Origin of the sequence: Oenococcus kitaharae DSM 17330 (genome assembly GCF_000241055.1) — a bacterium.
Classification (GTDB): domain Bacteria; phylum Bacillota; class Bacilli; order Lactobacillales; family Lactobacillaceae; genus Oenococcus; species Oenococcus kitaharae.
Map to the genome: position 1 here is coordinate 811,009 of NZ_CM001398.1, position 25,083 is coordinate 836,091.

The 25,083-nt window shown below is 43.7% G+C and carries 22 protein-coding genes and 2 tRNA genes; 19 read left to right on the forward strand and 5 right to left on the reverse strand.

Translation table 11 applies throughout. The annotated features are described in order from the left end of the window. The first annotated feature begins 43 nt into the window (after window positions 1-43). Complete coding sequence (locus OKIT_RS04000; protein ID WP_007745540.1) at window positions 44-601, forward strand: cysteine hydrolase family protein; 558 nt, start codon at window positions 44-46, stop codon at window positions 599-601. Window positions 602-635: 34 nt separating this feature from the next. Here the strand turns inward: OKIT_RS04000 and OKIT_RS09380 are convergent, their stop codons facing one another. Then, window positions 636-2,705 (reverse strand): GW dipeptide domain-containing protein, encoded by a 2,070-nt coding sequence (locus OKIT_RS09380; RefSeq protein ID WP_007745541.1) that lies wholly within the window; start codon window positions 2,703-2,705, stop codon window positions 636-638. A 235-nt stretch (window positions 2,706-2,940) separates the two neighbouring features. On the opposite strand from OKIT_RS09380, the gene OKIT_RS04010 reads away from it, so the two are divergent. From OKIT_RS04010 to OKIT_RS04055, 10 genes are all read left to right on the forward strand, one after another. Then, window positions 2,941-4,122, forward strand: coding sequence for an NAD(P) transhydrogenase subunit alpha (locus OKIT_RS04010; protein ID WP_007745542.1), 1,182 nt, complete (start codon window positions 2,941-2,943; stop codon window positions 4,120-4,122). Next, window positions 4,119-4,427, forward strand: a complete 309-nt coding sequence (locus OKIT_RS04015; protein WP_007745543.1) for an NAD(P) transhydrogenase subunit alpha part 2 — start codon at window positions 4,119-4,121, stop codon at window positions 4,425-4,427. Before OKIT_RS04010 ends, OKIT_RS04015 begins: the two co-directional genes overlap by 4 nt. Then, window positions 4,424-5,836: an NAD(P)(+) transhydrogenase (Re/Si-specific) subunit beta gene (locus OKIT_RS04020; protein WP_007745544.1), complete on the forward strand. Its 1,413-nt coding sequence runs from the start codon at window positions 4,424-4,426 to the stop codon at window positions 5,834-5,836. Before OKIT_RS04015 ends, OKIT_RS04020 begins: the two co-directional genes overlap by 4 nt. A 69-nt stretch (window positions 5,837-5,905) precedes the next feature. Further along, window positions 5,906-7,951, forward strand: coding sequence for a glycosyltransferase-like membrane protein (locus OKIT_RS04025; RefSeq protein ID WP_007745545.1), 2,046 nt, complete (start codon window positions 5,906-5,908; stop codon window positions 7,949-7,951). Between the two features lie 71 nt (window positions 7,952-8,022). Further along, window positions 8,023-10,044 carry an excinuclease ABC subunit UvrB gene (gene uvrB / locus OKIT_RS04030; RefSeq protein ID WP_007745547.1) on the forward strand — a complete coding sequence of 674 codons (2,022 nt, stop codon included), beginning with the start codon at window positions 8,023-8,025 and terminating at the stop codon, window positions 10,042-10,044. Between the two features lie 72 nt (window positions 10,045-10,116). Continuing rightward, on the forward strand, window positions 10,117-10,848 hold the full coding sequence (locus tag OKIT_RS04035; protein ID WP_007745549.1) for a glucose 1-dehydrogenase: 732 nt from the start codon (window positions 10,117-10,119) through the stop codon (window positions 10,846-10,848). 82 nt (window positions 10,849-10,930) lie between these two features. Further along, the gene (uvrA, locus tag OKIT_RS04040) at window positions 10,931-13,804 is read left to right on the forward strand and encodes an excinuclease ABC subunit UvrA (RefSeq protein WP_028291887.1); all 2,874 of its coding nucleotides are present in this window, start codon (window positions 10,931-10,933) and stop codon (window positions 13,802-13,804) included. A 134-nt stretch (window positions 13,805-13,938) separates the two neighbouring features. Beyond that, a complete protein-coding gene (locus tag OKIT_RS04045) occupies window positions 13,939-14,574 on the forward strand; it encodes an NAD(P)H-binding protein (RefSeq protein ID WP_007745551.1) in 636 nt (211 codons plus the stop codon). A gap of 155 nt (window positions 14,575-14,729) precedes the next feature. Then, the gene (locus tag OKIT_RS04050; protein WP_007745552.1) at window positions 14,730-16,004 is read left to right on the forward strand and encodes a solute carrier family 23 protein; all 1,275 of its coding nucleotides are present in this window, start codon (window positions 14,730-14,732) and stop codon (window positions 16,002-16,004) included. Window positions 16,005-16,117: 113 nt separating this feature from the next. Beyond that, the gene (locus OKIT_RS04055; protein ID WP_007745554.1) at window positions 16,118-16,498 is read left to right on the forward strand and encodes a hypothetical protein; all 381 of its coding nucleotides are present in this window, start codon (window positions 16,118-16,120) and stop codon (window positions 16,496-16,498) included. A 16-nt stretch (window positions 16,499-16,514) separates the two neighbouring features. On the opposite strand, the gene OKIT_RS04060 is transcribed toward OKIT_RS04055, so the two are convergent. Beyond that, a complete protein-coding gene (locus tag OKIT_RS04060; protein ID WP_007745556.1) occupies window positions 16,515-17,159 on the reverse strand; it encodes an NAD-dependent epimerase/dehydratase family protein in 645 nt (214 codons plus the stop codon). Continuing rightward, complete coding sequence (locus OKIT_RS04065) at window positions 17,156-17,797, reverse strand: carbonic anhydrase family protein (protein ID WP_007745562.1); 642 nt, start codon at window positions 17,795-17,797, stop codon at window positions 17,156-17,158. Before OKIT_RS04065 ends, OKIT_RS04060 begins: the two co-directional genes overlap by 4 nt. Window positions 17,798-18,166: 369 nt before the next feature. Here OKIT_RS04065 and OKIT_RS04070 point away from each other — a divergent pair, with 369 nt between their 5' ends. From OKIT_RS04070 to OKIT_RS04080, 3 genes are all read left to right on the forward strand, one after another. Beyond that, entirely contained in the window at window positions 18,167-18,571 is a 405-nt protein-coding gene (locus tag OKIT_RS04070; RefSeq protein ID WP_007745564.1) for an MAG6450 family protein, read from the forward strand. A 146-nt stretch (window positions 18,572-18,717) separates the two neighbouring features. Then, on the forward strand, window positions 18,718-19,167 hold the full coding sequence (locus OKIT_RS04075) for a GNAT family N-acetyltransferase (RefSeq protein WP_007745565.1): 450 nt from the start codon (window positions 18,718-18,720) through the stop codon (window positions 19,165-19,167). 307 nt (window positions 19,168-19,474) lie between these two features. Beyond that, the gene (locus OKIT_RS04080; RefSeq protein WP_241778173.1) at window positions 19,475-19,810 is read left to right on the forward strand and encodes a hypothetical protein; all 336 of its coding nucleotides are present in this window, start codon (window positions 19,475-19,477) and stop codon (window positions 19,808-19,810) included. Between the two features lie 167 nt (window positions 19,811-19,977). Here the strand turns inward: OKIT_RS04080 and OKIT_RS04085 are convergent. Further along, a tRNA-Arg gene (locus OKIT_RS04085) sits at window positions 19,978-20,050 on the reverse strand. Between the two features lie 214 nt (window positions 20,051-20,264). On the opposite strand from OKIT_RS04085, the gene gap reads away from it, so the two are divergent. Further along, entirely contained in the window at window positions 20,265-21,290 is a 1,026-nt protein-coding gene (gene gap / locus OKIT_RS04090; protein ID WP_007745567.1) for a type I glyceraldehyde-3-phosphate dehydrogenase, read from the forward strand. Between the two features lie 120 nt (window positions 21,291-21,410). Next, window positions 21,411-21,647, forward strand: a complete 237-nt coding sequence (gene secG / locus OKIT_RS04095) for a preprotein translocase subunit SecG (protein WP_028291888.1) — start codon at window positions 21,411-21,413, stop codon at window positions 21,645-21,647. 39 nt (window positions 21,648-21,686) lie between these two features. Here secG and OKIT_RS04100 read toward each other — a convergent pair whose 3' ends face one another. After that, on the reverse strand, window positions 21,687-22,925 hold the full coding sequence (locus OKIT_RS04100) for an aminopeptidase (protein ID WP_007745572.1): 1,239 nt from the start codon (window positions 22,923-22,925) through the stop codon (window positions 21,687-21,689). A gap of 101 nt (window positions 22,926-23,026) precedes the next feature. Here OKIT_RS04100 and OKIT_RS04105 point away from each other — a divergent pair, with 101 nt between their 5' ends. From OKIT_RS04105 to OKIT_RS04115, 3 genes are all read left to right on the forward strand, one after another. Continuing rightward, entirely contained in the window at window positions 23,027-23,914 is an 888-nt protein-coding gene (locus tag OKIT_RS04105; RefSeq protein WP_028291889.1) for a GH25 family lysozyme, read from the forward strand. Then, window positions 23,911-24,915 (forward strand): Gfo/Idh/MocA family protein, encoded by a 1,005-nt coding sequence (locus tag OKIT_RS04110; protein ID WP_007745577.1) that lies wholly within the window; start codon window positions 23,911-23,913, stop codon window positions 24,913-24,915. Before OKIT_RS04105 ends, OKIT_RS04110 begins: the two co-directional genes overlap by 4 nt. 7 nt (window positions 24,916-24,922) lie before the next feature. Next, window positions 24,923-24,995: transfer RNA gene (locus OKIT_RS04115), tRNA-Arg, on the forward strand. The last annotated feature ends 88 nt before the right edge of the window (window positions 24,996-25,083 follow it).

Sequence of the window (25,083 nt, forward strand, 5' to 3'; positions counted from 1 at the left end):
AAAGATTATAATTGTTTTAACAGCAAAAGGAGAATCTTGTCAGATGGCTAAAAATGAAGCATTACTGATTATTGATTACACGAATGATTTTGTTGACAATAAAGGCGCTTTGACCTGCGGCAAACCGGCCCAAGTTCTTGACAGCCGGATTGTTGAACTAGCTGACCAAATCAAAGCTGACGGTGGTTGGGTGATTCTGCCAACGGATCTGCATAAGAAAGATGATCCTTATCATCCTGAGACTAAATTGTATCCGCCGCATAATTTAGCCGGCAGCTGGGGTCGGGAATTTTATGGCAAGCTGGCACCTTGGTATGATGCTAACAAAGATGACCCACAGGTTTATATGTATGATAAGACGCGTTACAGTGCCTTTGCTGGGACTGACTTGGACTTGCGTTTGCGTGAACGACATGTTGATACACTGCATCTAGTTGGCGTCTGTACGGATATCTGTGTCCTGCACACGGCTGTTGATGCTTACGATTTGAATTATCAACTGATCATTCATGAAAACGCTGTTGCCACGCTCACACAAGCGGCACAGGATTGGGCCTTGGCACATTTTAAAAATGTGATTGGCGCGAAGGTAGTTGATTAATATAAATAAAAACCGCAACCTTGAGTCGCGGTTTTTATTTAACAACAATATTCATGCTTCTTGGTGTGCTGAAGCCGATTGTTTTTTCATTTTGGTTAACATTTTGCCAGGTTTTCGTTGAAATCCAGTAAGAATTGCCCCAAAAAATTGGATCTGAGATTTGGAAGTATCCTGGCCGATAACCGACAATGCACATGACATGAAAATTAGCCGGATTGACAGTCCAAGTATAAGATGCCCAGGTAACAACTGGATTACCTTGTTGCAGCTGGTAGATAACATCATTCACATTAGCACCGGTCATGTTGCTAATACCGTTATAAAATTTCTTGGTCGCACGTGCCAACGGTTCAGCATAGACTGTCTGTGTTTGAAAAGTGCCGCCGCCAAAGGGATTGCCGTGAAAACCGTTATAAGGGGAAATGGACCAGCCATAGCCGGTGGCATTATAAATTTGGCGCAAGGATAGGTACCTGCCCTTGACTGACAAGGCTGTTTGCAGAGAAGCCCCTTCACACCCTTCGGGTGCGCCTTCTTGGTTTTGATTAAAATGGTGAAACGATAAAGTTACTGATTGATTCGGGAACAAGAAGGCACGCTTATCCAGCCAATAAATGGTAATACCATCTTGAACTTTTAGATAGGTATAACGGTTACCATCGCCTCGAAGTGTATAAGCTTCTTGCAGAACCTGAACTTTATGACCATTACGATTACGGTCGCTGCCGTTGGCGGAGAGCGTTTGCCAGTTCGTTAGAGCTGGATTATTGAAGTAAAAATCATCCGTTCGGTTAATCGTATTAATAATCGCCTGATAGCTGACATTCTTGTATGAAACACTAGCTAAAACAGCTCTTTGATCTATCCAATATGTCTGATTACCATCTTTAATTTGGTCATAATCATATTCTTGTCCGTTAGCCCTGCGTGTTCTGACAGCGTTTAAAATAATTACTTCACGGCCATTAAGCTTCTGTCCCTGATTGCTAGCTGCTAAGGTATTGATGTTTGTTAGAGCAGGACCGTTATTGTAGACGGCATCATTTCTGGACGAGTCGCGAATAGTAGCAGTTTGATTTATCGGAGTCTGGTTGATGATACTTGCAAAATCACTTATCGCTAATGATCGGCTGTCAATCCAAAAACTTTCTCCGTTTTCAGGATTAGTAACTTTGGCATATTCATAGCTTTGGCCTGTTGCGCGTTGTGTCACGGCTAATTCGGTTACCTGCAGATAAAGGCCGGCATATCGGTTTCCATAGCCTTGGGGAGAGAGGCTGGCCGCATTTGTTAAGGCTGGGCCATTATTGTAAATGCCGTCATTCCGCTGATTTGTTACCTCTGCATATTGATTGACATTTTTTTGACTAGTGATCACAGCATATTGGCCCAGAGTTAATGCTCTGCGGTCAAGCCAATAATCTTGGTTTGAGACCGGATCATGCACTTGGACATAATAATAATACTGGCCGTTTCCTCGCAGTGTCTCTGCTTCTTTTAGGACGGTCACTTGACGACCATCAACATTTTTTGCTGAATTATCTGCTTTTAGAGCGGCCCAAGTGCTGAGAGCTGGGCCGTTGTTGTAAATACCATCATTGCGTTGTCCTGAAATGATAATTGCCTGGTATTGCACATCTTTTTGGCTGATCATGGTGGCTAAAATTGCTCTTTCGTCAATCCAGAAAATTCTTTGATTGGCCAGATCCTGTACTTTAGCATAATCATATCTTTGACCGTTGCTGCGGACTGTATTGACAACTGCTAGAACATTAACAGAACGGCCGTTAAGTTGGCTCCCATTACTTTCTGGAGCCATAGTGTCTGCACTTGTTAGGGCCGGCCCATTTGCAAAAACACCGTCATTACGGCTGCTATCAAGAATTTCGGCTGTCTGGTTGATATTTTGATTGCCGGTAATCGTAGCTGGGAAAGTAGGTGGATTTGGTTTGTCGGCATGGCTCGTGGTTTGTGTGCTTTGCCGAGTTGGCGCTGAGGAAGCTTCACTGCTAGAAGATTGCATATTACCGGCAGTGTCAGCGTTCACGAAAAATTGACCGTTGATACCGAGACATGCGGCAAGAATTAATCCTGCAATCACCATTTGGACTATCTTATTTTTTTTAAACACAATTAAGCGACCCCCAAGAAGCTATGCAACTGTTTTCTCAATTTAAAAAACCGAAATCTTCTTTAATTATGCGGTGTTTGGCAGCGGATTGACCAAAAAAATCCAAAAATGTGCAAATGAAAATTTATTTTTCACAAGAATGTAATAGAATAGGAAAGCGTGGAAGCGTTTGCAAGTGATTGCAGCTTCAAACACGAAAGGGGGTTTTATGGCAATTGTTGTTTCTGCTCTTAAAGAAGCTGCCGGCGAAAATCGTGTCGCATTGACACCTGATACGGCCGCAAAACTGATTAAGAGCGATTTTGAGGTGAGCATCGAAAAGGGAGCTGGCGAAAAGGCTTTTTATAATGATGATTTATATGCAAAGGCTGGTGTCAAACTGGTCACGCGAACAGAGGCATTAAAGGCCGATATTGTCACAGTCGTTAACGAACCTAGCGAGGCAGTTTTATCCAAATTGTCTCAAGGACAGACGATTATCGGAATGCTGAATCCGCTTGGAGATAAAAAAGGGATGCAGCAGCTGGCCAAGGCGGGTGTCAGTGCCTTGGCTTTTGAACTGCTTCCGCGAACTGTGTCAAGAGCTCAGAATCTTGATGCCAATTCATCGCAGAAATCGATTGCTGGATATAAAGCGGCTCTACTGGCTGCTGATACCTATCCGCAATATTTTCCAATGATGATGACAGCTGCCGGAACGGCGCGTCCAGCCAAAGTATTAGTTATTGGTGCAGCTGTGGCTGGCTTGCAAGCCATTGGTACTGCCCATCGTTTAGGTGCAGTTGTTTCTGGTTATGATATTCGTGAAGATGCCCGTGGCCAGATTGAGTCGCTGGGTGCCAAAGCATTGATTTCCAAAGTCCAGGTGAAAGATGAAAATGGTTATGCCCGTGCCTTGAATGATGATGAAAAACAAGCACAACAGGCTGAATTAGAAGGCTTTATTGCGGAGAATAATGTCATTATCACGACAGCTCAAGTCCCTGGAGGCAAGCCACCGGTTGTTGTTTCAAAGAAAGCTGTAGATGAAGCGAAAGCCGATACGGTCTTCATAGATTTGGGGTCATCAAAATTGGGTGGCAATGTAGCCGGATCCCAACCTGGCGAGACCATCGTCACAAAGACTGGTGCAATTATTGTTGGTGCTGGTGATTTAGCGAGCCGTGTAGCTCGATCAGCTTCGGATATGTATGCCAAAAATGTCCAGAATACAATCAACTATATTGTCAAAGACGGCCAGATTCATTTTGATCTTGATGATGATGTTTTGACAGACCTGCTGGCAACTTATGGCGGCCAGATCAATTCGAATTTTCTGCGCAGCCGTATGGGTATGGAAAAAAGGCCAGTACAGCCAAAGCAGGAACAGGGAGCGGAGGAAGAAAAATGAGTGAAGAATTATATGCCAATTTGGCTATCTTTGTTTTAAGCCTGCTGGTTGGTTTTGAGGTTATGTCGAAAATTCCATCCACGCTGCAGACACCGATGATGTCTGGTGCAAACGCGATTCACGGTGTGGTTGTCGTTGGTGCCTTTGCTATTGCAGCCGAGGCCAATAATTGGCTGTTGTATGTGCTGACTTTCTTTGCTGCACTATTTGCTGCAATCAATGTCGCCGGTGGCTATACGGTAACAGACAGAATGCTAGGTATGTTTGACCGCAAGCCAGCTAAAAAAGAGGAGGACAAAAAATGACAGGTCTGACAACAACTGCATCTCTCATTTATCTGATCTCGGCCTTTTGCTATGTGATTGGCGTGCATTTGATGCGCAGCCCTAAGACGGCTAAAAAGGGGAATGGCCTCTCATTTGTCGGTATGATTCTGGCTGTCATCATGATTTTGATTGAAATCCTGGTCTCTGGCCGTGTCCAAGTTGGCGCCTGGATTGCTTTGGCTGCCGGATTGGCTTTGGGTATTTTTTATGGCTTTAGCAAGGCAAAAAGAGTACCGATGACCGATGTGCCGCAGCTGGTTTCATTATTTAACGCCGTTGGTGGCGGTGCAGCTGCTGCGATTGGCGCTTTTGATTACATGACAGCTAATGGGCACTTGCCGCTTGTTTTATCAATTCCGGTGGTCTTAGATATCGTCATTGGCGGGATTACATTTTCTGGTTCTTTGATTGCCACTGGCAAACTTTCCGGGAAGGTTTCTGGAAAACCGATTACATTTCCAGGTTCAAAATTTGTCAATATCCTGGTCGTGATTGCGATCGTGGCTGCTGCCATCTTAATGATCACGCAAGTTGACAATAGCTGGTACCTTGTCTTGGCTTTGCTGGCCAGCTTGGCTTTTGGGCTCTTGATGACACTGCCGATTGGCGGTGCAGATATGCCGGTCGTTGTATCATTGTTAAATGCCTTTACTGGCCTAGCAGTTGCTTTTGCCGGATTCGTGATTAACAATCAGGTTTTGATTATTGCCGGTGCGCTTGTTGGTGCTGCGGGCACGATTTTGACCTTGCAGATGGCTGATGCGATGAATCGGTCAGTCGCTAATATTCTGGCAGGTGGATTCGGGACAGATGATTCTCAATCCGTTTCCCCTGCTGGCCAGACGGATGTCAAAGTGGTCGAAACATCAGCTGACGATATTGGTTTGCAATTAGCCTATGCACATAATGTGATGATTGTTCCTGGTTATGGTTTGGCGGCCGCTCAGGCCCAGCATGAAGTAGCTGAGTTAGCCAAACTGCTGACTGATAACGGGATTAATGTTGATTACGCCATCCATCCGGTCGCTGGACGTATGCCTGGCCATATGAATGTGCTGCTGGCTGATGTCAATGTGCCTTATGACCAATTGAAGCAGTTGGATGAAGCTAATTCCATGTTTGAGAATACCGATGTTTCCTTGGTTATTGGTGCAAATGACGTGACGAATCCATTGGCTCGCGAATCGGGGAATGATATTTCCGGAATGCCTATCTTGGATGTTGATAAGTCTAAGTCGGTTGTTGTTATCAAACGCTCGATGAGCAGTGGATATGCCGGTGTTCCAAATCCATTATTCTCTTTGCCGAATACAAAGATGTTCTTCTCGGATGCTAAAAAAGGTCTGCAGGATATTATCGCTTCAAGCAAGGAATATATCAACCAATAAAATTTTATTGGCTATGTTGAACAAACGTCTCATTTTTGAGGCGTTTTTTTATCCTATACTTTAATTATTGTGAGTCAGGAAAAGAATTCATTTCGGTATATATACCGGGCGTTAACCGCTATTTTACTGTTTATTTTATTAACGGGTGTCGTTGTTAATACTTTTATGTCCGGAAATGGCAGCTTTTTGCCAGGCAACTTCTTAGTCTTGCTGCTGTCTGCATTGCTGCTGCTATTATTCAGAAAAGCCGATCAGTTTTTTAAAAAATGCAGTTTGACGGCCAACCGCGGCATTTTAATTGGCCTGTTGTTGCTATTTGCCTTATTGGAAATCTATTTGTTGCGGAACTTTATTCCGTCACTTATTCATGACCCTTTCCGCCTGCGCTCGTTCGCCTATGATTTAGCAAACGGCAGGCAGGGACGGTGGGGGATTTATTTTGCCCAATATCCGCAGATTGTTTCGCCAACTATCTTTTACAGCTGGGCCGTCCGCTTGGGCCATTTCATTTTATTGGATAAATTTGCGATTCAGTCAGTCATTTCCTTTACATTATTGAATGTATTCTTGGCTTTGTGTCTGTTGAATGTTTATCAGGCGACGAAAAAAATTCGGTATTTGAATTTGACCGCCATGCTTTTTTTCTGTCTGCCGATGCTTTACAGCTATAATCTTTGGATTCTGTATACGGACCTGCCGGCGATGATTACTTGGGCACTGGCTCTTTTTTTACTGCAGTATGCGATCGAAAAGAAACGCCTGCCATGGAAACTGCTGCTGCCGTCAGCTGTGATTTTTTATTTTGGTATGAGCAGCAAAGCCAGCTTTATTGTGGTTCTGCCGGCAATTCTGCTGTTGATGTTTTTCTTGTTTTGCTGCCGGAATCATGCTTTTGCGCCCGTACTAAAACTTTTTTTGGTCCTTTTTGCTGTGATCGCGCTCTCTTTTCCAATTAATACCAGGTTGGCAAACAGTTACCATTTTTCCAGCAGTTCTCGTTACGAATTTCCCATCACGCATTGGATGTCAATGGGGCTTAATCAAGTTTCTGCGGGCCAGTATAATCAGCAGGATGTCAACCAAATGGCCGCCCTGCCTAACAAGTCTCAGCGCAGCCGCGTCGCCGGCCGCCGTCTGCTAAATCGGATCAAACAGGAAGGCCCCCTTGGCCTTTTAAGACAATTTATTCAAAAATTCGCTGTGCTGCTTTATGCGGGAAATATTTTTGATCGTTATCATACGGGTTTTATTCTCGCGCCGCCTTTTTATGAAAATCATGCCCAGCTGATCAACAATGCAGTATCGACATTGTCCCGTGCATCTTATATCGCGATTTTTGCACTGGCTTTTTGGAAACTTAAAAAACGTCTGTTTCAGTCACAATACGACGATCAGGCTTCTGCGGCCGCTTTTGTCAACATCATTCTGCCCTTAGCCGGGCTGTCTTTTTATGCGCTGCTTTGGGAAGTGAACGGCCGTTACGGTGAAATTGCCATTTTGCCGATTCTGCTGCTGGCCATCCAGCCAACCAAAGAGAACACAACAGCGAACAAATTATCGGAATCTAGATTAACTTTGATCACGCTCATTTTGCTGACTCTTGTCTCTGCTGCTGGAGCAGCAGCGGCAGCCTTTGATATTGATTTGGTTAATTTGAATCAGCAGGTCATCGACGGAGATCCTGATGATCGTTTGGCCAAACAAACTTTTCTGCCGGTTTTAGGCAACTATTCTAATTACGGTGCCGGCTATGATCGGGAAGACAAAAGAATCCGTCCTGGGCAGTCGGTGTCGCAAGCAGTGACTATTTCTGGAAGCCGTTTTACGCGTCTGCGTATCATGCGTGAACAAAAACAGTTCGGCGAATTAACCATTCGTTATCAAGGCAGAATCATTTTTAAAAAAGGTCATTTTGCTAAGAATAAAACTTGGGTTCATCTTCAATATCGTTTCCGGCCTGGCCGTTATCTGATAACTTGGCACAATAACACCCGTCATGCGATTGGGATCGTTTCGCAGGCCGGACACGGATATCCTTTATCAATGCAGCCAATGTCAGGTAGTCATTTCCAAGATCGTTATCTGATCTATACCTTTGAAGTTCTGAAAAAATAATTTCGTTAAATTTAATATGTGGTAGGGGAACGCCAGTTCAAAGCTCTAACGAAAAATGCGATAATGGAACTATGGAATTGGAAACGCGTTTACCTGGAAATTTTAAATTAAATAGTCAATACCAGCCGACTGGTGACCAGCCGACCGCGATTAAGCAGCTGACTGACGGACTTAAAAATGGTATTAAAGAACAGATTTTGTTGGGTGCTACAGGCACAGGCAAGACTTTTACGATTTCAAACGTGATTGCTGCTGCCAACAAGCCGACTTTGATCTTGTCCCATAATAAGACCCTGGCCGGCCAGCTTTATGGCGAGATGAAAAGCTTCTTCCCGGATAATGCAGTCGAGTATTTTGTTTCTTACTATGATTATTACCAGCCGGAAGCCTACGTGCCTTCTTCGGATACCTATATTGAAAAAGATGCCAGCATTAATGATGAGATTGATAAGCTGCGAAACAGTGCCACCAGCAGTCTCCTGTCGCGTAATGACACAATTGTCGTAGCTTCTGTTTCGTCGATTTTTGGTTTGGGCGATCCGCGCCAGTATAAAGATCACGTGATCAGCCTGCGTGTCGGGGATGAATATGGGCGCGATAATCTCATGCGCCACTTAATCGACATCCAATATGTGCGAAACGATATCGATTTTGCCCGTGGCACTTTCCGTGTCCGCGGAGATGTCGTCGAAATATTCCCGGCTTCAGAAGATGAAAAAGCGATTCGTGTCGAATTTTTCGGGGACGAGGTTGACCGTATTCGAGAGATTAATCCGCTGACTGGCGAGATTTTATTGGAGGATGACTTTATTTCAATATTCCCAGCCAAACATTTCATGACTAACGATGATATTTTAAAGACGGCTACCGATGGCATCCGCCAGGAAATGGTTGAATCGGTGAAAAAATTTGAACAGCAGGGAAAATTGCTGGAAGCGCAGCGTATCAAGCAGCGGACTGAATACGATATCGAAATGCTGCTGGAAATGGGTTATACAAACGGCATTGAAAACTATTCGCGTTGGATGGATGGCCGCAAACAAGGGGAACCACCTTTCACACTGTTGGATTTCTTCCCGAAGGATTTTCTTTTAGTTGTTGATGAGAGTCATGTGACAATGCCGCAGGTTCGCGGTATGTTCAACGGCGATCAGGCACGAAAAAAGACCTTGGTGGATTATGGTTTTCGTCTGCCCTCGGCTTTGGATAATCGCCCGCTCAAATTAAATGAATTTGAAAAGCATGTGAACCAGATTATTTATATGTCGGCAACACCTGGTGATTATGAACTAGCACGTGTGGCTCCTGAACATATTGCTGAACAGATTATTCGGCCGACTGGTCTTTTGGACCCGGAAATTGAAGTGCGGCCGATCATGGGCCAGATTGATGATCTCCTTGGCGAGATCAATGAACGTGCCAAAAAAGACGAGCGTGTCTTTATTACGACATTGACCAAGCGCATGTCCGAAGATTTAACTTCGTATTTGAAGGAAAATGGCGTGAAAGTTCAGTACTTGCACAGCGATATTAAGACCTTAGAACGATCGGAAATATTGCGTAATCTGCGTTTGGGCAAATTTGATGTGCTGGTCGGGATTAATCTGCTGCGTGAAGGTTTGGATGTTCCTGAAGTCAGCCTTGTTGCAATCTTAGATGCTGATAAAGATGGCTTTTTGCGCAACGAGCGGTCATTAATCCAGACGATCGGGCGTGCCGCGCGTAATTCGAACGGGCATGTGATTATGTATGCGGACAAAATCACAGAAAACATGCAAAAAGCCATTGATGAAACCGCTCGACGCCGGAAGATCCAAATTGCTTACAACGAAAAACACCACATTACGCCGATGACGATCAAAAAACCAATTCGCGGTGCCATTGCTATTTCACACGAAGTTGCTTCAAGTGATGAGTCCAAGATGGATCTCACTCAGGTCGCCTTTGCTGATATGCCTGCTGCTGATCAGCGGGAAATGATCCAAAGCCTGACTGATCAGATGAAGGCTGCTGCTAAGCGTATGGACTTTGAAGAGGCTGCTCAGTTGCGGGATGCTGTTATCGAGTTCAAAAACAAGCTGAAGAAAAAGTAAACGCTGGATTTAGGCAAAGCTGTATAATTAGACCGTAAAGTAAATTTATTCACAAATTCGGAGGATACAGCTATGGTTGATCGTTTGAAAGGCAAAGTAGCGATTATTACGGGTGGCAATGGCGGCATCGGCGAAGCAATTGCGGCCGATTTCATTGCGGAAGGCGCGAAAGTCGTTATCACAGGACGCAATGGCGAAAAGGGCCAACAGGCAGCTTCAAAACTCGGTCCTGATGCCTTATTTATTCAGCAGGATGTCAGCAAAGAAGCTGACTGGAAAAAAGTTGTCGACAGTACGATTGAGAAATTCGGCAAATTCGATATTCTTGTGAATAACGCCGGTGTTGGTGGTGTGGGGAAACCTTTGGCAGAAATGTCATTGGCCGAATTTAACTGGACACAGTCTATCAATTTGTCCGGGAATTTTCTTGGCGTTCATTTTGCTTTCAAACAAATGTCTGAGCCGGGTTCAATTGTTGACGTCTCTTCGGTTGCAGGTTTGCGAGGTCTGCCTGGTGCCGCTGACTATTCTGCATCGAAAGGCGGCACGCGCTTATTGACCAAAGCTGCTGCTTTGGAAGCTCTGCAAATGGGCAAAAAGATTCGTGTCAATTCCATTCACCCAGGTTGGATTGATACAGATATTATTCCTGATGAGATGCGGGCAAGCGTGATTGCTATGACCCCGATGCGCCATTTGGGACAGCCGAAAGATATTGCCAAACTGGCGACTTATCTCGCCTCCGACGAAAGTGCCTTTACGACTGGCGCTGAATTTGTTGCCGATGGCGGTATCATGGCCTAGTTTCTGCGAATAATCATCAATGATTTCTTAAAGCGAACAAATGTTCGCTTTTTTTGTAGCAAAAAGCCTTAAAATATTATCTATGGTGAAGAAATACATTTCGATTCGCGGGGCGCGTTCCCACAATTTAAAAAACATTGATGTTGATATTCCGCGCGACAGCCTGACTGTCCTGACCGGCCTATCTGGATCTGGCAAGTCCAGCTTGGCTTTTGACACCTTGTATGCTGAGGGGCAGCGCCGCTATGTGCAGAGTCTGTCAGCCTATGCTCGGCAGTTTTTAGGTCAGATGGAAAAACCCGATGTCGACTCGATTGAAGGACTGTCGCCGGCCATTTCTATTGATCAGAAGACGACCAATAATAATCCTCGGTCGACGGTCGGAACTGTCACGGAAATTAATGACTACCTGCGTTTGCTGTTTGCACGTATCGGCCGGCCGGATGCACCTAAAGACGGTACAATCGTGATGGTGACTGTCGACCAGATGGTTGAAAAAGTGCTAAAACTGCCTGAGCGCTCCCGCTTGCAGATTTTTGCGCCAATTATCGAAAATCAGCCCGGTACGCATGAACAATCTCTGAAAAATGCCAAAAAATTGGGTTATATTCGTGCCCGTATTGATGGTGAGATTGTTGAGCTGGATGAAGAACAAAACTTGTCTTTGAATCGTGAAAGCAGTCATACGATTGAGATCATGATTGACCGCATCATCTTAAAAGCTGGTTCGCGATCCCGCCTTTATGATGCTATGGAGGCCGCAACTCGAATCGCGGATGGCAAGGTAACCGTTGAAGAAGTCGACGGGCCAACGATGAAATTTTCTGACCATTATTCGGGTGCTTTAAAGGATTTTCGTGTCGGCCGTTTGGAACCGAGATTGTTTTCTTTTAACGCACCAATGGGTGCCTGCCCAGTCTGCCAAGGGTTGGGTGTGCTGCGCAAAGTTGATATTGATCTTGTGGTCCCGGATGACTCGCTTTCGATTAGGCAAGGCGCAATTGCGCCTTGGAACCCTATTTCTTCTAATTACTATCCGTCTATGTTGTCACAGTTTGCCGAGCAGAATGGTATTAATGAAGACACACCTTGGCGTAAATTACCAAAAAAACAGCGTGACATGGTGTTGAACGGCACTGGCGAGAAGACATTTCATTTCCATTATGAAAATGATTTCGGCGGAGTCCGTGATGTTGATACTGAATTTGAAGGCGTTTTGAATAATATTCAGCGGCGTTTTAACGACTCTAATTCTGAATTTACAAGGGATGTGATGAGTCAATATATGGCTGAGATGTCTTGTCCGGCTTGTGGTGGCTATCGTTTGAACCCGGCGGCGCTGTCAGTGAAAATTCATCATTTGAATATTGGGCAAGTGGTGGACCTGGCAGTTTCCGATGAATTGTCTTTTTTCAAAGCATTGAAATTAGGTAAAAACGATCAAGAAATCGCCGCACCGATTGCCAAAGAAATTTCCGACCGTTTGGGTTTTCTCGTGTCAGTTGGCTTGGGCTACTTGACGCTTTCCCGTTCTGCCGGGACCTTATCAGGTGGAGAGAGCCAGCGAATTCGTTTGGCCACCCAGATTGGATCGAATTTATCAGGTGTCCTTTACGTACTGGATGAGCCGTCTATCGGACTGCATCAGCGAGACAATGATATGCTTTTGAATTCGCTCAAAAAGATGCGCGACCTTGGTAACACACTCGTTGTTGTCGAACATGACGAAGATACGATGCGGGCGGCTGATTATTTGATTGATATTGGCCCGGGTGCCGGCGACAAAGGTGGCGAAGTGATGGCCGCCGGTACGCCTAAACAAGTAGAACGCGTGGCTAAATCCATTACAGGCCAATACCTGTCGGGGAAGAAATTTATTCCAGTACCGGAAAAACACCATCCAGGCAATGGCGAGTTTGTCGAAATAGATGGGGCAGCGGAGAACAACTTAAAAAAGATCAACGTTAAATTTCCCTTGGGCAAATTCATCGCTGTGACTGGTGTTTCTGGGTCGGGTAAATCCACGCTAGTCAATTCGATTCTAAAACGCGCGCTGAAACAAAAAATTAACGGTAACTCAGAAAAACCCGGCGCCTATAAGTCAATTAAAGGTTTTGAACACATTGAAAAAGTGATCGACATTGATCAATCACCGATTGGTCGGACACCGCGGTCAAATCCAGCAACTTATACGGGTGTTTTTGATGATATTCGCGGCTTGTTTGCTCAGACTAATGAAGCGAAGATGCGTGGTTATGCCAAGGGACGTTTTTCTTTCAATGTGAAAGGCGGCCGTTGTGAAAACTGTCAAGGCGATGGCATTATCAAAATCGAGATGAACTTCCTGCCGGATGTCTACGTCACGTGTGAAGTCTGTGGCGGTACGCGTTACAATTCCGAGACTTTGGAAGTTACCTACAAAGGTAAAAATATTGCCCAAGTGTTGGATATGACGGTTGATGAAGCATTGCCTTTCTTTTCTGCAATACCAAAAATTGCTCGTAAACTGCAGACAATTAAGGATGTCGGCCTAGGCTATGTCCAATTAGGACAGTCTGCGACGACTCTTTCGGGTGGTGAAGCTCAGCGCATGAAATTAGCCAGTGAACTTCATCGTATTCAATCTGGCCGTAATTTTTATATTTTAGATGAGCCGACCACGGGCCTGCATACTGATGATGTTAAACGGCTCTTAGAAGTACTGCATCGTTTGGTTGATGCTGGAAATACGGTGCTTGTCATCGAACATAATCTGGATGTCATCAAGACAGCCGATTGGGTGATTGATTTAGGCCCTGAAGGCGGCCAAGGCGGCGGCCAAGTCATCGCTACGGGAACACCTGACGATGTTGCTCAAGTTAAAGCCTCTTATACTGGCCAGTATTTAGGACCGATTATGAAGCGTGATCGCGACCGCCAGGCCAAATTAGATAAACAAAAAATTGCAATGAGTTAAAATGTTGGCATGAGTGCGTTTTCACGATGCTAAGCGGCTCTGGGTGTCTTAATCAGTTTCTTTTAAAATCAAATTTTGTTTTTGTTTTTGTTTTTGATGATTAATTCGCGAACGAAGAAAAGAGGTTCGAGGAGATGAAGATTGCAATTATTGGTGCGACCGGCATGGCAGGAAGATCGATCTATCGCGAGGCAGCCGGACGCGGGCACGAGGTGACAGCTTTTGTGCGGGATTTAAATAAGGCTGAGGGACTCCTTGGCCCAGGCCGTTTTATTAAAAAGAGCCTCTATCAAATTGGTGCGGCAAACTTGCACAGCTATGATGTTGTGATTAATGCTTTTGCCAATCATACACATCCGATTGAAAATTTTGATGCTTTGAGTTATTTATTGCGGATTGGCCGCAAAATTGATAGTCGTTTTATTTTTATTTTAGGTGCTGCCTCGCTTAAAAGAGAAGACGGGCAGCTGTTATATGACAGCTTGTCTAAGCTGGCTAATAACGAGGCCTGGATTGATGAGCCGAAATTTGGTGTCGATGCACTTTATGTTTTACAGCACGATGCTCAAAATGTGAATTGGACGGCGATCTCGCCGCAGCAGGAATTTGTCGACGGGCCAGCCTCCGATTATAGAACAGGCCGAGATGAATTAATTTATGCTGAAGATGGCAAATCCCATGTGACGACAGGCAATATTGCAAGGGCCATTCTCAATGAAATCGAGGAACCGCGTTTCATCGGCGAACGTTTTACAGTTGCTGACAAATAACTATTGACAAGCTGGGATTGGACTGTTTTAATTACTCTCAGTGCAAAAAAATAGAAAACAAGTGATTCAGATGCTTTAACGCAGCCTTGCCCATTTATTGGGTAATGGTTGCGTTTTTTCTTATTTAGCACAAAAACGAGAGGAATTGAGAAATTATGGAAGAGAAACACGCGAATGGCGCGATTTATGACTTGTATGAACGGCCGCCATTTCCAGCTTTATTTGGTTTAAGCTTGCAGCATTTGTTCAGTATGTTCGGAGCGACTGTGCTGGTTCCGTTGCTGGTCGGCTTAAATCCTGGTGTGGCAATTTTTTCGTCAGGTGTTGGTACACTGCTTCACATGCTGATAACTAGAGGAAAAATCCCGGCTTACATGGGCTCGAGTTTTGCCTTTATCATTCCAATGGGCAGTTTGATGAAAGCTTTCGGCTACCCAGCTGTTGGGCAAGGTGTTTTGTCAGTTGGTGTTGTCTACCTGATTGTGGCTTTGATTGTTGCTAAAGCCGGATCTGCTTGGATTGACAGAATTTTTCCGGCTTCGGTCGTTGGCCCGATTGTCATGGTGATCGGTCTATCTTTGGCATCTACCGCTGCTCAGAATGCCACGATCAACTCCGCAACAAGTAAATACGACATTAAGATTTTTATCGTTGCTTTGCTAACACTGGCTGTCACGATTTTATACAACATGTGTTTCAAAGGCTTTATGGGGATGATTCCGGTTCTGTTAGGGATTATAACCGGATATATTTTCGCGGTGTTGTTTGGCTTGGTTGATTTTAGTCGCGTGATGACCGCACCTTGGTTTGCGCTTCCGAACTTCAACTCGATTTTTGAAAGCAGTAGGTTTTATCCTTCAGCTGTATTAAGTATGGCGCCGCTAGCTCTGGTTACTATTTCCGAGCATTTGGGCCATATCATGGTGCTGAATAAAATCACAGGCCATAATTTCTTTAAAGATCCCGGACTCAGTCATACATTGGCTGGTGATGGTACAGCTTCAATTGCAGCATCATTGGTTGGCGGCCCATCAGTAACTTCATACGGGGAAAACATTGGCGTTATGCAGATGAGCCGTGTCTACTCTGTGTGGGTCATTGGTGGCGCAGCTGTCCTGGCTGTTCTATTGAGTTTTATCGGTAAATTGTCCGCTTTGATTGAGACGGTTCCTGGCGCTGTCATCGGTGGCGTTGGATTCATGCTTTATGGTGTGATTGCGGCAGCCGGCCTGCAGGTGATTGTTGATAGTAAAGTTGACTATTCAAAAAAACGCAATCTAATGGTAGCAGCGCCAATTCTTGTGATCGGCATTGGTAATTTCCATCTGCAGCTGTCAAACGGATTGGATTTTTCCGGTGTTGCTTTGGCAACGGTGATCGGTATCCTCTTGAATTTGATTCTGCCTAAAGTTGCTGCATCTGAAAAGTAAAATAGTTATTATAAAAGCCCGAGAAATCGGGCTTTTTTGCTAGACAGCACTTTTGCACAACCCATATAATAAGAGTAGATACAGGTTGAATTTCCTGAGAAAGCAGGCCCAATATGTATAATGACAAGACACTATTCAAATTCTTTCTGTTGTTTATGAAATTGATTGTGGCCATTGGCCTACTGCTGATTATTTATCCACTTGTTGTAACGGCAAGTGATAATTATGCTTTGATGTCTTCGGGAAATTTACTGGCAAAGTCGTCGATCGTGATTGCTTTTCTGACAGCCCTGTTAAACATTTTTCAAATCGTTTGTCTCTTCGTTAATTTGGGGGCAAAGATGCGGGTTGTCTATATCGTCAGTGTGTTTGTCAGCAGTATTTTATTGATTTTCGTTTCGGCCGTCTGGTTGAGCATTTATTCCTTCATGTTTTTGGGCCTGAGCTTGGGGATTCTCGGTTTGATTCTAATCTCTTTGCAAGCACGAAAATAACAGCCTCTTAATCATGTTATGGCCGCCGTTGCGTCAAAATTGATTTGCCGCCCCGCATGACTTTGGTAATTTCGTCGGCTAAGATTGTCCGTTTGATGGGCAGATAGCCGCTGATCCATTTTTTTAAAAAGGGTAGACGGTACAGCAGGTGAATGCCCCATTCAGCAATCAGCGTGCTAGGTTTAGCAGCATCAATGACCAGCCCTGGATAGATAATGACACTTTGTAGTTTGGCAAAATCGGGCTGCTGCAAAAATCTTTCAGCCGCGATCTTATGTTGCATGTACTTTTTCAGGACAAGAGGCGCTTTGTTAGCAGAAATAAATATCAGTCTGGCTGGCTTTGATTGTTTAAGCAAAAAATCAGCAATATTCTGCAAGGGCAGTACAATCGCGTTCTCGTAGGTGATGCCTTGTTTGGGTTTTTCAAACAAAATACCAATCGCATCAATGATCCAATCGGCATTTTTAGCAGCATCCTGCCAAGTCTGATCTTTTGTCACATCAGATTTGATCCAAGTCACTTCATCAGCCCAGGCCGCTTGACCTTTTTTCGGTCGGCCGTGCCGTGAAACACTGATCGTTTGCCAGCCTTGTGCTTGAAAAGTTTTCAGTAATTGCTGCCCGACAAAACCACTGCCGCCAAAGACCAGTACTTTCATGATGGCTCCTTGGCTTGAAAATAAAGCAGCGGCCGGTCATTCATGGCTTGGATTTTTCGGTTGTTATGTTCATAAAGCTGGTGGAATTCTTTGAGCTGCAGGGCCGATAATTCGACAGGGTGCGTCATCACATACCATTCGACTGTTTCAGTCAATGGCGGCGTAGTCAAAGAACCTAAGTAATGAAAGTAAGAACGGTCTTTTGGCAGCAGTTTTTCGACATCACAGGCAAATTTCTCTGAGGCACCTAGTTGATGCAGGATCGAGGTAATTGCTGGGGATGTTTGCCCAACAGTCAGGAAAACGGCAATCACTGCCAGCTGGCCATCTGCTGCTTCATGAACAAAATGAACTTCGGCCGGAAAATCCTGTCCGTCAAGCAAGTGTTCGCTGGGTGCGTGAAAATGAAACTGCTGTAAACTAAATGGCCGCTGATTAATCATGGCTTGGCCAGATGATCCAACTTCGATGCCGCGCCCCGTATCTTTAGCGTAGCTGGCCACTTGACTGTAGGCCAGCTGCAAATCCGCAGCTGATGGCATTTTTTTAGCTTGAGCAAAGTGCAAATCCATCGGCGACTGCCGTTTCCCACTTTCAAATGGCCAACTCTCTTGATCTTCATAATTAAGTTTTGCCATGCGGCGCCCTCCAATTTGAAAAACAATCTATTTGTTGCCAAAAATCAGTACTTGATATCTAAATTATGACACTTGTTTAAGGATTTAGACATTTTACCAGGTCGCAGACAGAACTCATAAATTCGCCCCAATACTTCCAAATCTCTAGATGTATATTCTAAAAAAGGAAGAGGACCTATTGGAATCTGTTTGAGAAACTTATAAAGATTATTCACCCAATGAGATTGAAAATTTAACTCATCAGGAAAAACCATGGCAAATTGCACGAGAGAAATCCGGTGCTAAAGATGGTGAAAGATCTTCGGAACCTCTTGATCCCAATGAAATGGCATCGTTTTACAAGAATGAATATGCTAGCGATGACATTTAATGGATAAACGTAACTTAAGAAAGCAGCAGAAGAAACACGATAAAGGGAACAAAGGTACAAAATTAACCAAAGCGACTGATCGCGGTAAAGAGAAGTTCGAAATATCTATTCGCGAATCTTTAAATAATAATTTCGATTTTAATTGTCTGAGTAAAAAGGGCAATAGGTTGTTCAATAATTTTATAAACAAGACTGTTGGCCAAGGTCTATATTGGGAAACCGTTGAGGATAACTTTTTAGAAGATAAACATGGAAGCCCATTTAGAGATGAAGATGTTAATGGGCAATCTAGAAGAGTGACTCACTATCAAATGAATAAAGGCGGTCGACTCTTTGGATATAAAGAAGGTAATGACTTCATTTTGTGGAAAATAGATGAAGGACACGATGTTGATGGCGAATAAAGTATTTTTTATTGGTTAACTTATAAATCAAAGCCCACCGGATTAACTTTCGATGGGCTTTTTTGTTGCACTTGAATTGTAAATTCGTCGCTTAAATTGTATGTGGCACAGCTCTTTGCTATACTTGCGAATGAGGTGGAAGACACATGGAGCTCCGCATTGAACCGGTAACGCATGATAATTTTCGAGCAGTAATGGCGCTGACTGTTTCGCCGAGTCAGTGTTCATATATTGAGCCTAACGCTAAATCACTAGCGGAAGGGCAGTACGATCCGCAGTTTGATTGGCATCCGTTTGCTTTAACACGTGACGGGACTGTCGTCGGGTTTGCAATGATTGGTGCATTCAATGCCTCGAAAAAATATATTTGGCTTGACCGTTTCATGATAGATGCGAACCAGCAACATCAGGGACTGGGTGCACAATTTTTAGTCTTGCTCAAAGCATTTATTCCAGCGCACTGGCCCGTCCAAGACATTGTGTTAAGTTACTCGGCAGATAATTTAGTCGCAAGACAACTATATCTGAGTCAAGGATTTGTGCTGTCACCATTGCATGATGGAGACGATCCAATGATGGTTTACCATATCGAGTAGTTTCACGAAAGTAGGAAACTTAATCTAAACCCTGATCGAAATTTTGATGTTCGAGAAGATCTTAATTATGGAACTATGGAAAAATAAACAAGCAATCTCCTTGAGCGTAAATTTAGGAAACATTAGGAATATCTGGAATCATAAATAGTTCAAACACCTTCGATTAATTTCGAGGGTTTTTGTTATACAATCGTTAGGTCTAGAGGCAATAAATAAATGGATGAAATTTTTTCAACTCAATATTTGTATCCAGGAATTATTAGTTTGTTCGTTTCCATCATCACGACTTATCTAATTTCTTTTATTAATGAATTATGGAACATTAGAAAATTTAAAAAAGTACTTACGAGTCTACATTAATCCTCTAATTGAACAGATAAAACTTTTTGATCCTAGTAAGGGAATTAATGATCTCAAAACTTCTAACCTTGCAAATGGATATTTAAGAAGAATCAAATATTCACTTGAAAATGAATTAAATAGATTGCATACTTCTTATGCTTTTCAAGACATGAGAATTTCTGAATACACTTTATCTAACTTAAAAGATGTAATTGATCTTTCGCAAAAATATGAGTTTATAGGCATTAATCCAGGAGGACAAAAAATGAATTTTTGGAAGTCAAGAAAAGCAAAATGTTAAAAATCCTAAATAACTGGGAGACGAATGTTAAAGAATTATTACAAATTAAAGATTGATTAAAGATAAATTAAAACCGCCGGACTGATGTCTGGCGGTTTTTTGTGTCTGAATATGCACGTTTATTTGCCACACATACGCTACAAATGCCCATATATCGGCATAAAAAATGCGCAAGGAGGGAATCGAACCCTCATCTCAGGAACCGGAATCCTACGTGATGATCCATTACACTACTCGCGCGAACATTACTATTATACTAGATAAGCAGGGAAATCTATTTTTGTTTTCAGGCTTTTGGACAAAGTGGTATTTCCAATAAGATTTTGTGAAATGTATAACCTGTGTCAAGGCAAAAAAAGCTTGTCAGACGGGCTAATGGTCAAGCTTTGTCAAAAGCCCGTGTTATACTATTTACGGACAATATCCAAATATTCATAAGAGGAGAAAATTTTCTATGACTGTAAAGATTGGTATTAATGGATTCGGACGTATTGGCCGTTTGGCTTTCCGTCGGATCCTTGAGTTACCAGATGAAGCCTCTGATATTGAAGTTGTTGCGATCAACGATTTAACAACGCCTTCAATGCTGGCTTATCTGCTCAAGTACGATACCACTCATGGCACATTGAACGCCGATGTTTCAGCTAATGATGAGACAGCTACTTTGACGGTTAACGGCAAAGACTATCATATCTATTCTGAAAGAGATGCTCACAACCTTCCTTGGGTTAAGAACGATGGTGTTGAATATGTTCTTGAGTGTACTGGATTCTACACTTCCAAAGAAAAAGCACAGGCTCATATCGATGCCGGTGCTAAGCGTGTATTAATTTCTGCCCCAGCCGGCGCTGTACCAACAGTTGTTTACGGTGTTAACCAAGACATTCTGACATCTGCCGATACAATTGTTTCTGCTGGTTCTTGCACGACCCAGTCATTGGCACCAATGGCACGTTTGCTGCAAGACAAGTTTGGTGTTGAAGTTGGTACAATGACGACTGTTCATGCCTACACTTCTACTCAGATGATCCTTGATGGACCTCGCGGTTCTAAGAAGCGTTCTAACCGTACAGCTGCTTCCAACACGATTCCTCATAGCAGTGGTGCTGCCAAGGCTATTGGTTTGGTTGTTCCTGAAGTTGACGGCAAGATGAACGGTCATGCTCAGCGTGTTCCAGTTATCGATGGTTCTGTGACTGAATTGACAAGTATTTTGTCAAAGAAAGTTACTGTTGAAGAAGTGAACGATGCCTTTAAAGAATATACAAAGGGTAACGAAAGCTTTGGTTGGAACGATGATGAAATTGTCTCTTCTGATATCATCAACGATACTCACGGTGCTGTTTTTGACCCAACTCAGACTCAGATTGTCGCTGGCGGTGATTTCCAGTTGGTTAAGACTGTTTCATGGTATGACAACGAATACGGTTTCACATCCAACATGGTCCGCACTTTGCTCCACTTTGCAAAATTAGACTAATTTTATATAGATAAGATGAGCCATAAATTGTATTGATTAGAACCTCGGTTTTTCCGAGGTTTTTTGTTTCTGCACAATGCTCTTTGTCAAACGGAATCAATCTGATATACTGAATGGAGTATGGCACAGTTGATTTTAACAGCATTAGTCGTTATCGGTATCGTCTTGATTATTTGTATTATGATGCAGCCCAGCAAACAGCAGGACGCATTGAATGCTTTGTCAGGCGGCGCCAGCGACCTCTTTCAGGCACAAAAGTCACGTGGCTTTGAGGCTGTCATGAAAAGAATTACAGCAATCCTTGGCGGCATTTGGTTGATCCTAGGCTTGCTGTTAATGCTTTTGCAAAATAGATAATAAGCAAATTAAAAGCGATTCCATTCAGAATCGCTTTTTTTATGCCCAATCACCATTTCTGAATACTGGAATAATACGGTCGTCTTGTGTGACACCGTCAATAGCCATATCGCTAGAACCGATCATGAAATCCACATGTACATCGCTTTGATTCCAGCCATATGATGCAAGTGTCCTCTCATCAAGTTCTTCACCCTTTTGAATATTAGTGTTGTATGCCTGGCCGATAGCAACATGGTCTGAGGCATTTTCGTCAAATAATGTGTTATAGAACAAGACACCTGCATCATTAATCGGCGAGTGGAAGGGAACGAGACTAACTTCGCCAAAAGAATGCGAGCCGGTATCTGTAGCGATCAGGTCTTTTAATACGGCCTCACCGCTTGAAGCTTGTGCCTTAACAATCTGGCCATTTTTGACTTGCAGAACAATATCTCGAATCAGATTGCCACTGTAGCTTAATGGCAGCGTTGAAGCAATTGTACCGTCAATATGGCGGTTATCCGGCGCTGTAAAGACTTCTTCAGTTGGCATATTAGGAATAAAAGGATTACCACTTTGATCGACTGAACTAGCAGCCTCCCAACGATGGTGCTCTGCTAAGCCAATCGTAAAATCACTTTTGGCCGACTTGTAACGCAGTTCTTTAAAATTCTGTTCTGTCAGCCAATCAGCATGGGCTTTTAATTCAGCGACATGCTGATCCCATTCGGCGATTGGATCATTATCTTCACTGATGCGGACTGTTTTTAAAATTTCCTGCCAAAGGCGTTCTGCAGCTTCTTGACCATGCAAATCCGGAAATACTTTTTCTGCCCAAGCAATCGAAGGCGCTGCCACGACAAGCCAGGAAATAACATCGGCAGTCGTTTTTTGAGCGACCGTTTTTAACGCCGGCCGTAAAGCTTGCCGCCTATTAGCAATCACTTGAGGGTCAATACCGCTTAAATTATCAGGGTTGTCAGACATAATTGAAATTCTTGTCGCGTTTTTCCGACCAATCAGATCGTCGCCCCAGACTTTTAAGTATTCGGGCGTTTCACTAATGACTGCCGGACTCGCATGCAAATAAAATTCCCTTGTTTCTAGTGCATTGTGCCATTGAACCTGTACCTGCACAGCACCGGCTTGATAGGCGCGCTTGACCAATTTTTCAGCAAAATAATCAGTTTCTGTATTCGAGTAGATAACGACTGTCTGCCTGGGCGCTACATGAGCACCTTTCTTGATAATCAGATCAGCAAACTTGTCGATTTGTTTATTCAATGCTGGAAACATATTTTTCTCCCTGACGGCAACGTTTTGGTTGGATACCTGGTCTGCCTGGTAACCATCAACATAATTATAGCGGACGCCAAGACTTAGTTATAATAAGAAAGGTGCAGAGGAAACGGAAAAATAAAAAGAAAGGGATGCTGGATTACATCTTTTACATCCTTGTTATTGCAGGTTTTCTTTGGACGGTCAGTTTGTGGGTCTTTGCAAGTGTTCCTAGCCAAAAGAGCCGGCCTGCTGTGCAATCATCTTCTAGTTCTAAGCCAATCAAACAGGCGCTTTCAAAAAGTGAAGTTTCAAAAAGTTCTAAACGTCAATCAAGCCGCGCCTCGAGCAGTTCTGATAGTCAGAGTGGCGGCAGTACTCGGTCTAAATTGGCTAGCGGCAAGTTTGCTAGAGGAACAACTTTGAGCTCGGATCAGCCCTATAGCGATTATTCTTATTTGCGTGCGCAGGGATTAAGTTTTGTCTATTTTCGCGCCACGACTGGCGGCAGCGATTTTGATGATCTGTATATGTCATCTCTGAAGTCGGCGCGGGACGCAGGTCTGTCGGCCGGCGCGGTGCTGATCTATGATTCTTTCACGACAGCTTATGCAGCTTATTTATATTTCGTGCAGAATGTAGGCCGTCAAGTAGGGAACTTACCGATCGCTATTTCTGTAACCGATGACGATATTACTGACAACAATTCAATTGCCAATCTGCGTGGCCTGATTTTGGATCTGAGGTCCTATTATCCAAAAAATTCTGTCATTGTCCGCTGCGACAAGGCAGTCTACGATCGGATTCAAGCACAGCTGGCGCCATTGAATATGAGGTATTGGCTGCTAGAAAACAGTCTGGACAACACCAATACGGTTAATCAATTTGTACAGTATAATGCCAATGGGAAGGTTGGTTCCGGTATTCGTTCTTTCCGCCTGCCTTTGTCGATTTTTAACGGCAGCCTATCTGATTTAAAAAACCTATCAAGGGAGATTGAAAAATGATAAAGCTCGGTCTTGTTGGTACACACTGGATTACCGCACAGTTTGCTCAAGCGGCTATTGAATCACAAGGATTTATCATATCGGCTGTCTACTCGCGCAGCAAAGAGACGGCTGATGATTTTATTAAACAGATTGGTCAGCCAGCCGCGGCATTTGACAATTTTGATGCATTTTTAGATTCCGGTATACAGGCAGTCTATCTTGCATCCCCAAATTCATTTCATTTTCGGCACGCACAGTCTGCTCTCAAACATGGTCTTGATATCATTGTTGAGAAACCAAGTTTTTCAAACACACATGAATTTCAGGAAATTATGAAGCTGTTGGCTGAAAATCCTGAGCGCCGTTTCTTTGAAGCGGCTCGGAACGACCATGATCCTATTTTCAAGATTATCAAAGACAAGATTACCGATTTGAAGACAATACAAGGTGCCAACTTGGTTTATGCCAATTATTCAAGTCGTTATGATCAATATTTAGCTGACCCGCTGCATGCACCGAATGTTTTTACTAGGAAATTCTCCGGTGGTGCCCTATACGATTTAGGCGTTTACCCGCTTTACGATGCCATTGGCTGGTTCGGTTACCCTGACAAAGCTGTTTATCATCCGCGTCTGCTTGAAAACGGCATTGATGGTTCTGGTATCATCAGTTTGGATTATGCTGCTTTTACGGTGAACATTCTGATTTCCAAGATTTTTACGTCTTCGGCACCAAGTGAGGTCTTCGGATTAAAGGACCGTTTGTTGATTGACAGTCCCTCAGAATTAAATCGTGTCGAGCTGATTGACGGTCAAGGCCATCATGAGCAATTAGCATTAGGGACAGAGCAAAATCCATTGCTGGCAGAAGCACGGGATTTTGCTCGGATACTGAGTGATCGACATTCAGAAGCTAATCTTGTAGAATATGAGAATTGGCTTGTAACCGCGTCTCAGATTAATCAGCTGATGTTTGATCTGAGAGAAGGCGCTGGCATCCACTTTGCCGCCGATGATTGATTTTTTTGGCTCAGTAGTTTAACGGGATAAAACACGGACCTCCTAAGTCTAAGCTCCCGGTTCGAGTCCGGGCTGGGCCATTATGACAATAAAACCGCCATCGTTGAAGTGGCGGTTTTTGTTTGCAACGAACATTTCTTGAATCGAATCTTCTTTTAGTCCTTTAAA